This is a genomic window from Methylococcus capsulatus str. Texas = ATCC 19069 (genome assembly GCF_000424685.1).
GTDB classification, from domain to species: Bacteria; Pseudomonadota; Gammaproteobacteria; order Methylococcales; family Methylococcaceae; genus Methylococcus; species Methylococcus capsulatus.
The window spans coordinates 511,274-523,780 of the sequence record NZ_KE384224.1 but is presented as its reverse complement, the minus strand read 5'-3'; the positions used below and the strand labels follow the sequence as shown (position 1 = coordinate 523,780).

At 65.2% G+C, this 12,507-nt stretch carries 12 protein-coding genes; 4 read left to right on the top strand and 8 right to left on the bottom strand.

Annotation, left to right across the window (positions count from 1 at the left end):
• Positions 1–129: 129 nt before the first annotated feature.
• From H156_RS0113850 to H156_RS0113830, 5 genes are all read right to left on the bottom strand, one after another.
• On the bottom strand, positions 130–606 hold the full coding sequence (locus H156_RS0113850) for a hypothetical protein (RefSeq protein WP_017365864.1): 477 nt from the start codon (positions 604–606) through the stop codon (positions 130–132).
• 68 nt (positions 607–674) lie between these two features.
• Entirely contained in the window at positions 675–1,184 is a 510-nt protein-coding gene (locus H156_RS0113845) for a DUF1269 domain-containing protein (RefSeq protein WP_010960573.1), read from the bottom strand.
• A gap of 64 nt (positions 1,185–1,248) precedes the next feature.
• Positions 1,249–1,644 (bottom strand): hypothetical protein, encoded by a 396-nt coding sequence (locus H156_RS0113840; protein ID WP_017365865.1) that lies wholly within the window; start codon positions 1,642–1,644, stop codon positions 1,249–1,251.
• A gap of 1 nt (position 1,645) precedes the next feature.
• On the bottom strand, positions 1,646–2,659 hold the full coding sequence (locus H156_RS0113835; protein WP_017365866.1) for a ribonuclease T2 family protein: 1,014 nt from the start codon (positions 2,657–2,659) through the stop codon (positions 1,646–1,648).
• Positions 2,656–4,005 (bottom strand): UDP-N-acetylmuramoyl-tripeptide--D-alanyl-D-alanine ligase, encoded by a 1,350-nt coding sequence (locus H156_RS0113830; RefSeq protein ID WP_017365867.1) that lies wholly within the window; start codon positions 4,003–4,005, stop codon positions 2,656–2,658. Before H156_RS0113830 ends, H156_RS0113835 begins: the two co-directional genes overlap by 4 nt.
• 185 nt (positions 4,006–4,190) lie before the next feature.
• Here H156_RS0113830 and H156_RS0113825 point away from each other — a divergent pair, with 185 nt between their 5' ends.
• Positions 4,191–4,466 carry a hypothetical protein gene (locus H156_RS0113825; RefSeq protein ID WP_017365868.1) on the top strand — a complete coding sequence of 92 codons (276 nt, stop codon included), beginning with the start codon at positions 4,191–4,193 and terminating at the stop codon, positions 4,464–4,466.
• Positions 4,467–4,473: 7 nt separating this feature from the next.
• Here H156_RS0113825 and H156_RS0113820 read toward each other — a convergent pair whose 3' ends face one another.
• Complete coding sequence (locus tag H156_RS0113820) at positions 4,474–5,685, bottom strand: N-acetylmuramoyl-L-alanine amidase family protein (RefSeq protein ID WP_017365869.1); 1,212 nt, start codon at positions 5,683–5,685, stop codon at positions 4,474–4,476.
• Positions 5,686–5,888: 203 nt separating this feature from the next.
• Here H156_RS0113820 and H156_RS0113815 point away from each other — a divergent pair, with 203 nt between their 5' ends.
• From H156_RS0113815 to H156_RS0113805, 3 genes are read left to right on the top strand one after another with little or no spacing between them, the layout of a single operon-like run.
• Positions 5,889–7,094: an efflux RND transporter periplasmic adaptor subunit gene (locus tag H156_RS0113815; protein WP_026046012.1), complete on the top strand. Its 1,206-nt coding sequence runs from the start codon at positions 5,889–5,891 to the stop codon at positions 7,092–7,094.
• A gap of 3 nt (positions 7,095–7,097) precedes the next feature.
• The gene (locus tag H156_RS0113810) at positions 7,098–10,199 is read left to right on the top strand and encodes an efflux RND transporter permease subunit (protein ID WP_017365871.1); all 3,102 of its coding nucleotides are present in this window, start codon (positions 7,098–7,100) and stop codon (positions 10,197–10,199) included.
• A 37-nt stretch (positions 10,200–10,236) separates the two neighbouring features.
• Positions 10,237–10,554 carry a P-II family nitrogen regulator gene (locus tag H156_RS0113805; RefSeq protein WP_017365872.1) on the top strand — a complete coding sequence of 106 codons (318 nt, stop codon included), beginning with the start codon at positions 10,237–10,239 and terminating at the stop codon, positions 10,552–10,554.
• Between the two features lie 6 nt (positions 10,555–10,560).
• On the opposite strand, the gene tsaE is transcribed toward H156_RS0113805, so the two are convergent.
• Positions 10,561–10,995, bottom strand: coding sequence for a tRNA (adenosine(37)-N6)-threonylcarbamoyltransferase complex ATPase subunit type 1 TsaE (gene tsaE, locus H156_RS0113800; protein WP_010960582.1), 435 nt, complete (start codon positions 10,993–10,995; stop codon positions 10,561–10,563).
• A complete protein-coding gene (locus H156_RS0113795) occupies positions 10,995–12,479 on the bottom strand; it encodes a bifunctional ADP-dependent NAD(P)H-hydrate dehydratase/NAD(P)H-hydrate epimerase (protein ID WP_017365873.1) in 1,485 nt (494 codons plus the stop codon). Before H156_RS0113795 ends, tsaE begins: the two co-directional genes overlap by 1 nt.
• Positions 12,480–12,507 lie beyond the last annotated feature (28 nt).

Sequence of the window (12,507 nt, the reverse complement as noted above, 5' to 3'; positions counted from 1 at the left end):
AGGCCGGACCGTCCCTGGTTGTCGAACCGCTTTCCGAACGGATGGCATCGCAGTTTAGCCGAAAATGCGTTCGCGGCGGCATTCCGATGCGTTTACTTCGCTCGAGCCCGATGCGAGGAGGCAGGAGGGCTAACCTCCCCGAAACTCGCGAAAGAAACGCTTGACGGTCTCCTTGAAGGCCAGTACCGCCCGGTAGAGCCGCGACTCCCGGACCAGCGCGTGCGCCCAGCGCAACAGCCGCATGATCCATTCGTAAAGCAGGGCGAACCAAGCGAACGACATGAGGGCCGGCCGCGTCAGTCTGAAGACCCGGGCGACCAGTAGCGTGCCCAGCAGCTTGGCGGCAAGTTCCAGCAGGATGCCGGCAGTCACGGCGCCGTGCACCATCAGTACCACCGCGCCGACGTTGAGGGGGGTGACCAGGGCCAGCGGGAGGACGAGGGCGACCAGTGCCGATTTCGGCGGGGCCTGCGAAAGCCAGGCATCGAAACGTTCCAGATGCAACAGGCGGGAGATCCATTGGCCGAAGACGGTCAGGAGATCCCAAAGCCATTCTTCGAACAGGACCAAAATGGCCAGAACGGACAGAAAAAACTGCTTTATCAAGGTCGGTCGATGATTGCGGTATGGACAGAAGGGGGCGGGCGGGCACGGATCCGCCCGCCCCCGTCGGTTCAGGCGGACAGGTTGGCCGAGCGGTGTTCGGCGAGGAGCTTCTGCAATGCTTCCTCGCTTTCCTTCGGCAGGCTGGTATAGAGGATCTCGCCACCGAACCGGGCCAGTTCGGGCTCGACCTTGTCCCGCGTGATGTTACGCAGCGCCATGAAGATGGCGGAGGTACCGGGCCGCATTTTCTCACTGATGTTCTTGATGAAACCGTCGTCGATCCCATAGTCGCTCAAGGAGCCGCCGATCGCGCCCGCCGCGGCCCCTACCGCCATGCCCGCCAGCGGCGACAGGAAAATGAGTCCGATCAGCGCCCCCCACAGCGCGCCGGAAGTGGCGCCGATGGCGGTGAGATCCACCGCCTGATGGAGCTTGATCTTGCCGGATTCCTTGTCGCGCACCACGACGCAGGCGTCTTCGAGATCGACCAGGTAGCCGCGCTGCAGGCGTTTGAGCGTGGCCATGACTTCGGCGGCACGGAATTCGTCAGGGTAGACAATCGAGATCAGTTCAGCCATTCGTGGACTCCTTGATGGTTGATGGTCGTAGGGATGGAGCGAAGCCTCGGGACCTGCATCGCCGCTATCGTAGCCCGATCGGCCCAGTCAGCGTGGCGGAAACGAGAAAGATTCCGAAGGCGAGGGCGATGAGCCCCCACAGACGGATGACGATGTCCGGCTGCCGGCCCCACCATTCGATGATCTTCGCGAGCCGGACGTGGCCGAGAAGGACGACGATCACGGCACCGGCCAGGGACAGGTAGCCGAACGCTGCGAGCGCCCGGGGGTAGGCCGAATCGGCGGCGGCCAGGAGCAGGGCGGCGCCGAGTGCCAGACGCAGGGCGGCAGCGTAGTGCACGCCTTTCGGCGTGGCCCAGAAATTCCTGGCGAGCTTGACGAAATCGGAGGGCCTGATCAACCCGAAAGCCCCGAAGGAGGCGATCAACAGGCCGAACATTGCAACGACCAGATGCATCATGTCACTCTCCTGTGCCGGTTCGGGTGGAAGGCGGTTGTCCCATCGGATCCAGTCGGAAACGGCTGCCGCAGTTCGAACCGCCGCTCTTGCCGGCCAGCGGCAACAGGGATCCAAGTCTGGCACCGGGTTCGAGTCCCGGAGGCAGGTTGACCCGGATTTCGACCAGCATGCCGTGCTCGCAGTCCAGCGAAATACGGTCACGGGCCCCTTTGCCCAAGGCTGCATCCAGTCTGGCGAGAAACTCTTCCGTGCGTATCGTCCGTCCGATTCGGTCTGCGATGAAATCCGCGATGTCGGAGCCGTTGAACTGGCGGGTCAGGTCGGCGGCCAGGGCGAAATAGGCATCGCTCGACATCGCGGTCTGGCAGGTGCCGTGCTTGTGCCATTCGTGACGTTCCAGGCACGAAGCGGTTCCCGGCATGACCTCGGCCAGAGCGGTTTTTCCGGCCGGATCGAGAGTGATCGGGGGGTAGTCGCAGAAATCGCGTCTGGGCCGTTTCACCTCTCCGCAGAAGCCGTAATCCGTGCCACAGCCGGACTTGTTCGGCCACAGGCCGTGGAGGCTGAAGTGGCGAGCGGGATAGGCCGCCGGATCGGTATGGCGGCATTCCGCCTTGTCGGGTTTGAGTTCGCAGAAAGCCGGCTCCCAGCTCAGCGCCAGCACGTAGGCGTCCACCGGGCCGGCAACATCGCATCGTTCAGCGGGCGGTTCGGCTGCCGCGCCCGGTTCCAGCCGGCCGCAGTCCCGGCTCACCCAGCGTTCGGGCGGATTGGCCGCGGGCAGCCGGAGCCGGTACCAGCGGGCGTCCTCCGGTCTGTCGGCCTCGAACACGGGATAGGCCTCACCTGCCGTGATACGGGCAGCGTCCGGGTTGGTCTGTTTGTTTTTCGAGACATAGGCCGGACAGTCCCGCAGAGCGGTGAACGTGCCCCCGGCCGGCACGGCCATCGCTGCGGACGGGTTTCCCATCCACAGAAGCAGGCACAGGAACGCCTTGAAACCGGACGGCGTCATTCCGGTTTCGCCAGAGCCTTGACGGCGCGCTCCATCTGCATGAAGCGCGAGCCCTTGACCAGCAGCGTGGCCTCCGGACGGTCGGCGGACGCCAGCGCCGCGATGAGCTCGTCCATGGTGCCAAAGTGGTGGCCGCTGGTGCCGAAGGTCCGGACCGTTTCGGAGGACAGTTCGCCCAGAGCGAGCAGGGTGTCGATGTCGCGCTCGCGCGCATAGCGGCCGATTTCACGGTGAAATTCCGGGCCATGGACACCGACTTCCCCCATGTCGCCCAGCGCCAGGATGCGCGGCTGCGGAAAGCCGGCGAGCACGTCGATCGCCGCCCGGACGGAATCGGGGTTGGCATTGTAGGTGTCGTCGATCAGTCTCGCGCCGGTTCGCGTGCGCAGCTGGACGCCGCGGCCGGCGACGGGGCGAAAGGATTCCAGACCTCGCCGTATGGCCTCGGGAGGCACGCCAGCCGCCAGCGCAGCCGCCGTTGCAGCCAGCGCGTTGTGGACGTTGTGTTCACCGGCAAGCGGGAGATTGGCTTGCCAGCAGCCGGCGGGAGTCGTGATCGAAACTTCGGCGAAACCTGCGCTGGTCCGGAATGTCCCGCTGACCGTCGCTGTTCCGCGGCGTGCGAAATCGATTACCCGGCGCGTTCCCGCCAGTTTCCGCCAGATGCCGGCACAGGGGTCATCCGCGGGGAACACGGCGGTACCATCGGTCGGCAATGCCGCGATCACCGATCCGTTCTCGTGGGCCGTGGCTTCCACGCTGGCCATGAATTCCTGGTGTTCGCGCTGGGCGTTGGTCACCAGCGCCACGGTGGGTCGGGCAAGATTCGCGAGGTAGGCGATTTCGCCCGGATGATTCATGCCGAGTTCGAGTACGGCGATGCGGTGGCCGGCTTTCAGTTCGAACAGCATCAAGGGCAGCCCGACGTCATTGTTGAGATTGCCGCGGGTCGCCAGGCGGCGCTCCTCGCCGAATGCGGCCGCCAGAATGGCGGCGATCATCTGGGTGACGGTGGTCTTGCCGTTGCTGCCGGCGACCGCGATCAGCGGCACGTCGAACTGAGCGCGCCAGGCGGCTGCGGCGGCACCCAGCGCTCTGCGACCATCGGGGACGATGATCTGCGGCAGGAGAGTGTCGATCCGCCGCTCCACGACCAGCGCCGCAGCCCCTCCACCCACTGCATCGGCGATGAAGTCATGGGCATCGAAGCGGTCTCCCCGCAGGGCAAAGAACAGCGAGCCGGGGCGGATGGCACGGGTGTCGGTCGAGACGCCGTCGAAGCTGGTTTCGGCATCGCCGCTCAGTTTGGCGCCGGGAACATGCTTTGCGAGTTCGCCTAAATTCATCGGAAGGTTTCATCCAGGGCGGAAAAAAATGGCTTACCTCGTCGTGGCGGGTATTTTCACGACGTGGCGATTATCGCACGGCGTCGGGGCGGATATTGGCGGGCGAGGGAGACCCGCAGGATTCAAACCGATGCAATATAGTGCCGATAGACTGGCCGGCACAACAACATCGGAGGGGGTGTGTCATGCTCAGTCTCTTGGTTGCGCTCGGCATCGGTGCATGGTTCTTTCACCGGGCCATGGTCCGCGGGCGGAATCCCGCCACGGCGGCGATCAGCGGGATCGCGGCTTACTATTCCATCTATATGTTCGTCGACTGGAGTGTCCGCCTGATTTACGGGGGTACGGTACACCCTTACGAGCGCCATGCCGATGGGACGGTCGAAGCGGTCGCCATAGTCGCGGGTGCGGTGGCCGCGATCGCGCTGGGGCTGGTCGTCGTCCAGGCCGAGGAGACCTGAACCCGGGCTATTTGACCACCTTGTCGGTCACCGATGCCGCCACCTCCTGGCGGACCGGCGGGCTGATGGGTGCGACCGTGGCCGGACGGGTCCGCTTCAAGTAGCTGCGAATCCCTTCGGCGAGCGCCGCGGCGATTTGGTCCTGGTAAGCGGGAGAACGCAGTTTCAGCTCTTCCTCCGGGTTCGAGATGAAGGCGGTTTCCACCAGGACCGAGGGCACGTCCGGCGACTTCAGCACCACGAACCCCGCTTTCTGTATACCCGGCTGATGGATCGCATGGCTTTTCTGCAGCGCCTGGAGAATGCTGGCCGCGGCGCGGTCGCTGGCCTCCAGCGTGGCATTCTGAGTCAGGTCGAGCAGCACCGAGGCCAGAACTTCGTCCTTGTCTTGCAGCGCCACACCGCCGATCCGGTCCGCGGCGTTTTCACGGTCGGCCAGGCGGCGGGCGGCTTCGCTGGTGGCGCCGTGCTCGGAAAGCGTGAATACCGAAGCACCCTTGGCGTGCGGATCGTTGTAGGCATCGGCATGCAGTGACACGAACAGATCGGCGTGTTCTTTGCGGGCACGTTCCATGCGCTGCCGCAGGTCGATGAACTCGTCGTTCTGGCGGATCATGACGGGACGGATGCCGGGTTCGGCGTTCAACAGGGCTTCCAGCTTGCGGGCGATGGCCAGGACGATGTCTTTTTCCTGGCTGCCTCCGGCCCCCAGCGCTCCGGTGTCCTTTCCGCCGTGACCAGCGTCCAGGGCGACCACGAAGCGTTTGCGATGCGGTCCGTCTGCTGCTTTGGCCACGGGGGCCTGTGGCGGCCGGGACGCCGTTGCCCTGGCTGCCGTCACGTCCACGGTCAGGCTGGGGTTCCCCGCGTCGGTCACCGACAGCAGGGTCCGGTACTCTGCGGCGGGCCGCAGCTCCACGATCAGATCGAGTCTGCCGTTGGCCTTGCTGCGGGTATGCAGGGCGGCGATATGACGGTCCCCCGCCGGGTTGGGCAGTCCCGGCAGCGCTTCTACACCCTCCATCGCGACGATCAGTTGATCTGCCCGTCCAGCCTGCGGTTTCAAGCTGGCTCCTTTGGGTACCGTGAGCAGCAAGCGTGTTACGTTTGTCCCGGATTTCAGACTCACCGTGGCCTTCGCCGCCGGGTCCGCCGATCCGGCCGGCGACAGCAGCATGAGGAGGACGAACAGGAAAGCAGCCGGAAAAGGATGTCGCATGGGTGGAAGGCGTCGGAACGGGCGCGGTAACGATACTCCGCGCGCCTGGGCTCCGCAACAACAGGTTCGGTATGGGGTGAACCGCGGGATCGAAGCGCGTATCGCGGCCCGCTGCCGGGACACCCTCGCCGGCACGGATATAATGGGTCATGGCACGCTGGCTGCAATTCATTTTTTCCCGGATTTCTTGAGGAGTTGGCGATATGAGGTTGGCGTCGGTCGGGGGGGTGCGGATGGCGCAGCTTGCCGGGACCGCGGTTTTTCTGTGGGCCTGTCAAGGCGAACCCGAACCGGAACGTTCCGAACGGGTGCAGACAGACATCGCGGCCACGGCGGCTCCGCGGGAAGCCGCGGAACCGGACGGGACGGTGGTGACGGCTCCTCCGGATCTGATGAAGCAGTTGCGGATCGCCGTGGTGTCCGAAGGTGAACTGCACGAGCCATTGCGGGTGCCGGGGCGGGTCGGGATCGAAGAATTCAGGCGCCTGGCCCGTATCGGGGCGACGGTGACCGGACGCATCACCCATATCGATGCCTCCGTGGGCCAGCGGGTGACGCGGGGGCAGAAGCTCGCAGTGTTGAACAGTACCGAGTTTTCCGATACCCAGCGGGCCTTCCTGAAGGCGCTTGCCCAGAAACAGTTGCACAGTGTGATCGTCGAGCGGGCACGCAAGCTCTACGAATCCGGCGTGATCAGCGAGATGGAATTCCAGCGCCGCGCCAGCGAGCTGTCACAGGCCGAAACCGAGTACAACGCCATGGCCGATCAGTTGCAGGTGCTCGGCATGTCGAGCGAGTCTCTGGCATTGCTGGAAAAGACCCGGGTGATCCAGCCGCTGGTGCCGGTCGTCTCCTCCATCGACGGTATCGTGATGGAGCGTCATGTCAGTCAGGGCCTGGTGGTCCAGCCGGCGGACGTCCTCTTCGTGGTCGCCGATCTGTCCCAGCTCTGGATCGTGGCGGAAGTGCCCGAACAGCAGGCCGAGTGGGCACGGCTCGGACAGCAGGTGGAGGCGGAGATCCCGGCGCTGTCGGACCGGCGGGTCAAAGGCCATCTGGTCTACATCGCTCCGACCGTCGATCCCGAGACACGCACCGTCACGGTGCGCATGGAAGTCGCCAACCCGGACGGCTCGCTCAAACCGGAGATGCTGGCGACCATGCTGATTTCGGGCAAGGTGAGCCGCTTGCCCATGGTGCCGGCGGAAGCCGTGGTCCGGGATGGTGACCGGGATGCTGTATTCGTGCCGGCGGGAGCGGACCGGTTCCGCCTGGTGCCGGTGAAGCTGGGCAAGGAGGTCGGCGGCCAGCGGCCGGTGCTGTCGGGTCTCTCGGCGGGCGATGAGGTGGTGACCGAAGGTTCGTTCCATCTCAACAACGAACGCCTCCGCAGGGAGCTGGAGCAGTAATCGGTGATCGAGGCTCTGTTGCGGGCCGCGCTCAAGCAGCGGCTGATCGTGCTGGTCGTGGCGCTGGCTCTTTTGGGCTTCGGTTTGGACGCGGCGCGCAAACTGTCGGTCGACGCCTTTCCGGACGTCACCAATGTCCAGGTGCAGATCGCCGCCGAAGCCCCCGGCCGCTCGCCGGAAGAGGTCGAGCGCTTCATCACGGTGCCGATCGAGGTCGCCATGACCGGCCTGCCCAGCCTCACCGAGTTGCGCTCGCTGAACAAAAACGGCCTGTCCATCGTGACCCTGGTGTTCACCGATGCCACCGACGTCTACTTCGCCCGCCAGCTGGTGATGGAACGGCTGATCGAAGTGGCTTCGCGCATGCCGGAGGGTGTCACGCCGGTGCTGGGGCCGGTGTCGACGGCGCTGGGCGAGGTCTACCAGTACACACTGGAGCGTCCGGACGACGGCCGGCGAGCGCTGACCTACGAGGAGCTGCTGGAGCGCCGCACCGTGCAGGACTGGGTAGTGCGGCCCTTACTCCGGACCATTCCCGGCGTCGCCGAGATCAACTCCCAGGGCGGCTTCGTCAAGCAATACCAGGTGTTGGCCAACCCGGATCGGCTGCGCCACTACCAGATCGGTTTGCGTGAGGTCTACGAGTCCCTGGCCCGGAACAACGCCAACAGCGGCGGCGGCATTCTTCCCCATTTCGCGCAGCAGTACCTGATCCGCGGCGTGGCTTTGATTTCGAGTCTGGAAGACATCCGCAGCATCGTGCTCAAGGAGATCAGCGGGGTGCCGGTGCATGTGGGCGACGTGGCGGAAGTCCGGTTCGGGCACGATGTGCGAACCGGCGCCATCGTCAAGAACGGCTACACCGAGTCGGTGGCCGGAGTGGTGATGATGGTGCGGGGCGGCAATGCCAAGGAAACCGTGGCGCGGGTCAAGGCGCGGGTCAAGGAGATCAACGACAAGGGGATGCTGCCGGGCGGGCTCGAGATCGTGCCGTTCTACGACCGGACCGATCTGGTCGACGCGGCTTTGAACACCGTTACCAAGGCACTGACCGAAGGCGTCTTGCTGGTGATCGGAGTCCTGTTCCTGTTCATGGGCGAAATCCGTTCCAGCCTGATCGTGGTTTCCACCCTGGTCTTGACGCCCCTCCTGACTTTCCTGGTCATGAACCATTACGGCATCTCCGCCAATCTGATGACGCTCGGCGGCCTCGCCATCGCCATCGGTATGATGGTCGACGGCTCGGTTGTGGTGGTGGAGAACGCGGTGAGTCAGTTGAGCGAACGCCGCGACACCGGCGAAAGCCGAGTCCGCATCGTATTCGAGGCGACTCTGGAAGTCGGCATCCCGGTAATCTTCGGCGTCGGCATCATCGTGCTGGTGTTCCTGCCACTGCTCATGCTGGAAGGTATGGAGGGCAAGCTTTTCGCTCCCCTGGCTCTGACCATCGCCATTGCCCTGGCGATTTCGCTTGTGTCAGGGATGGTGCTGGTGCCGGTGCTCTCGTCCTATCTGCTCGAGCCCCAGGCGCATGCCGAGACCCGGATCATCGCCTGGATCAAGCGACCCTACGCCAGGCTTTTGCACTGGCTGATGCCGCGCGGGGGGCTGGTCTGCGTCGTGATGGGGATATTGCTGGCCACGGCGCTGGCATTGTTTCCCTTTCTCGGCACTTCGTTCATCCCGACGCTCGACGAGGGGACGATCTCGCCCGGCATCACCCGGGTGCCCAGCATCGCCTTCGACGAATCGTTGCGAATGGAAATGGAGGCCATGCAGCGGGTCATGGAAGTTCCGGGTGTCAAGATGGCGGTGTCCAAGCTGGGCCGGGGCGAGAGCCCGGCCGACCCGGGCGGACCGAACGAGGCCGATCCGGTGGTGACGCTGGTGCCGGACAGCGACATGCCGGAGGGTTGGGACAAAGCTCGCATCGAGGACGAGATCCGCCGCAAGCTCGATGCGCTGCCGGGCATCCAGCTGGTGATGAGCCAGCCCATCGCCGACCGGCTCGACGAAATGGTGTCGGGCGTCCGCTCCCAGGTTGCCATCAAGCTGTTCGGCGACGACCTGTCCGTACTGAAGGAAAAAGGCGACGAAATCGCCAGGATTCTCAGGGACATCGAGGGCACCCGGGATTTACGGGTGGAGCGCGTGACCGGCCAGCAGTATCTCACCATAGAGGTGGACCGCGCTGCCATCGCCCGCCACGGCATCAATGCCTCGGACATCCACGACATCATCGAGACCGCCGTGGGCGGCAAGAAGGCCACCGAAATCTACGAAGGCCAGCGGCGCTTCGATGCCGTGGTGCGTTATCCGGAGAACTTCCGCAACAGCGTCGAGCGTATCCGCACGATCGCCCTGCTGTCTCCGAACGGTGCGGTGGTCCCGCTGGACGACGTGGCCCGTATCCGGCTGCAGGACGGTCCGGCCCAGATCAGCCGCGAGATGGGGCGTCGGCGCATCGTGATCGGGGCCAATCTGGAGGGCCGGGACGTAGGCGGCTATGTCGCGGAAGCCCAGGAAAAGATCGCCCGGCTGGTCGACTTGCCGGAAGGCTATTTCCTGGACTGGGGCGGTCAGTTCGAGAACATGCGGCGGGCCATGGCCCGGCTGGGCATCACCGTGCCGGTCACCATCGCGATGATCTTTTTCCTGCTGTTCGTGCTGTTCAACTCGCTGCGCTATGCGGCGCTGATCCTGCTGGAACTGCCGTTTTCCTGCATCGGCGGGATCTTCGGTCTGTTCGCGACCGGCGAGTACCTGTCGGTGCCGGCCTCGGTGGGATTCATCGCCCTGTTCGGGGTTGCGGTACTGAACGGCGTGGTGTTGGTTTCCTGCATCATCGACCTGCGCAAGAATGGCTACGGTCAGTACGATGCATGTGTACAGGCCTGCATGCAGCGTTTGCGGCCGGTGCTGATGACGGCGTCGGCCGCATTGCTCGGCCTGATCCCCATGCTGTTCGGCACCGGTCCGGGTTCGGAGATCCAGCGGCCCCTGGCGATCGTGGTGATCAGCGGGCTGGTGTTCTCCACGGCATTGACCCTGCTGGTCCTGCCCACCGTCTATCGCTGGTTCGAGGAAAAGCGAATCGAGGCCTGAGCGCGAACCATAAAATCAGGAAACTTCGGGTGATGATGTGAAAGAGATCAAGGCTGTCATCCAGCCCTACCGATTGAGAACCCTGCGCAACGCTTTCCGCCGCATGGCCGGCTTTCCCGGCATGAGCGTGTGGCGGGTCGAAGGTTGCAGCTCGCACGAAGGCGAGGAGGTCCACGACAGCCTGCGCTGCGAACTGACCGATTTCTCGCACAAGGTCCGGATCGAGATACTCGCGGAAGAGAACCAGGTCGAGGAAATCATCCGGATCATCTACGAGAACACCCATTCCGGCCGGCTGGGGGATGGCGTCGTGTGGGTGACGCCGGTCGAGCAGGCCAGGCGGCTGAGCGAATGATCCTGCTCAGGTCGCTGTGCGCATGCCCTTTGCGGAGACGATCCGGACCGACCGGCCTCCGTCTTCCGGTTCCAGGTAAATCTCCAGATCGGGCAAGGGGAGGATGCCCTCGCCTTTTTCGGGCCATTCCAGGAAGCACAGGCTGTCCGGCCGGAAATAGTCGCGGATGCCCATCCATTCGAGTTCTTCGGGGTCGTTCAGGCGGTACAGGTCGAAATGGTAGACCGTGCGGTCGCTCAGAGCATATTCCTCGACCAGCGTGTAGGTCGGACTCTTGACCGTGCCCAGGTAGCCCGCGGCGCGCAGATAACCGCGTACCAGCGTGGTCTTGCCGGCCCCCAGATTACCGTGGAGGAACACGACGCAGCCAGGGGCCAGGGTCGTCTGCAGGCGGGCGGCGAAGGCCAGTGTCGCCGCCTCGTCGGGAAGGTAGAGCAGCATCAGTTGATACAGGCGCGCAAGGCATCGATGAGGTCGCCGGCGAGGAGACCCCGCTCGCCGGCCGAGGCGGCCAGGTCGCCCGCCTGGCCATGTATACGAACCCCCAGACAGGCGGATTCGAACGGGGGAACGTGCTGCGCCCGCAGTCCTGCGATCACGCCGGTGAGCACGTCGCCCATGCCGCCGCTGGCCATGCCGGGATTGCCCCAGCGGGCGACGTGCGGGACGCCATCCGGTCCGGCGATCAGCGTACCCGCTCCCTTGAGCACGGCGACGCCGCCGTAACGCCGCTGCAAGGCGGACACGGCGGCGAAGCGATCGCGCTGGACATCCGCAACGGCTACCCCGAGCAGGCGGGCGGCCTCGCCCGGATGCGGCGTCAGTATCCAGTGGTCGCATCGGCGCGGCAGCTTCGCCAGGAGATTCAGCGCATCGGCGTCGATCACCGCCGGTTTGCCGCAGTCGAGGGCTGCGTCGAACAACGCCTTCGCCCATTCGCCCTGCCCAAGCCCCGGACCGAGTGCCAGCACCGATGCGCGCTGCAGCAGTGGCCCGAGCTCGCCGCCGGATTCGGCACCGTGCACCATCAGCTCCGGCCGGCCCACGTTCAGGAGGGGCGCGTGGGATGTCCGCGTGGCGATGCTGACCAGTCCCGCCCCTGTACGCGCCGCCGCCTCGGCCGCCATCCGTGCCGCCCCGCTGTAGCCGCATTCGCCGCCGATCACCAATACATGCCCGTAGTGGCCTTTGTGGGCATCCCGGCGCCGGGGCGGGAGGGTGAAGTCATTGCTCCGCAGCAAGCGTGAGGAGGGCGTTTGGGCCAGACGGATTTCCGGCGGCGTGTCCAGGTCGTCGAAGACGATCTCGCCGCAGTGCGCCGGCCCGGCACCGGTGAACAGCCCCTGCTTGAGGCCGATGAAGCTGACCGTCAGGTCGGCACGGACCGCCTTTCCCATCACCGCCCCGGTGTCGGCGTTGAGTCCGGAGGGGATGTCCACGGCGACCACCTTACCGGGAAAATCGTTGACGGCGTCGATGACGGCGGCGTATTCGTCGGTCACGTCCCGGTCCAGGCCGGTGCCGAGCAGGGCGTCGACCAGGATCTCGGCGCCTTCGAAGCCGGGTGGAATGAAATTCAGCAGCGGTCCATCGGCGTTGCGGTACTCCGCGAACGCGGCGGCGCCGTCTCCCCGCAGCCGCTCGACCGGGCCGACAGGATAGGCGCGAACGTCGAAGCCCGCCGCCAGCGCCAGCCGGGCGATCACATAGCCGTCGCCGCCGTTGTTGCCCGGACCGCACACCACGGACAAGGTCTTCGCCTCGGGCCAGCGCCGGCGCAGTGCCTCGAAGGCCGCGGCCCCGGCCCGGTGCATCAGCTCCAGTCCCGGAATCCCCAGCCTGTCGATGGCATGGCGGTCCATGGCCCGTACCTGGGCGGCGGTGAAAAGTGCGGTGGGAAGGCTGTCGTACGAATGGGACGGCATCGGCTGGGTGAAGGCGTGTCGTGCGGAA

Coding starts and splice junctions, on each gene's coding strand:
- H156_RS0113840 (WP_017365865.1), bottom strand. CDS start 1,644: ATGATGCATCTGGTCGTTGCAATGTTCGGCCTGTTGATCGCCTCCTTC.
- H156_RS0113835 (WP_017365866.1), bottom strand. CDS start 2,659: ATGACGCCGTCCGGTTTCAAGGCGTTCCTGTGCCTGCTTCTGTGGATG.
- H156_RS0113830 (WP_017365867.1), bottom strand. CDS start 4,005: ATGAATTTAGGCGAACTCGCAAAGCATGTTCCCGGCGCCAAACTGAGC.
- H156_RS0113815 (WP_026046012.1), top strand. CDS start 5,889: ATGAGGTTGGCGTCGGTCGGGGGGGTGCGGATGGCGCAGCTTGCCGGG.
- H156_RS0113795 (WP_017365873.1), bottom strand. CDS start 12,479: ATGCCGTCCCATTCGTACGACAGCCTTCCCACCGCACTTTTCACCGCC.
- tsaE (WP_010960582.1), bottom strand. CDS start 10,995: ATGCTGCTCTACCTTCCCGACGAGGCGGCGACACTGGCCTTCGCCGCC.
- H156_RS0113845 (WP_010960573.1), bottom strand. CDS start 1,184: ATGGCTGAACTGATCTCGATTGTCTACCCTGACGAATTCCGTGCCGCC.
- H156_RS0113820 (WP_017365869.1), bottom strand. CDS start 5,685: ATGCGACATCCTTTTCCGGCTGCTTTCCTGTTCGTCCTCCTCATGCTG.
- H156_RS0113825 (WP_017365868.1), top strand. CDS start 4,191: ATGCTCAGTCTCTTGGTTGCGCTCGGCATCGGTGCATGGTTCTTTCAC.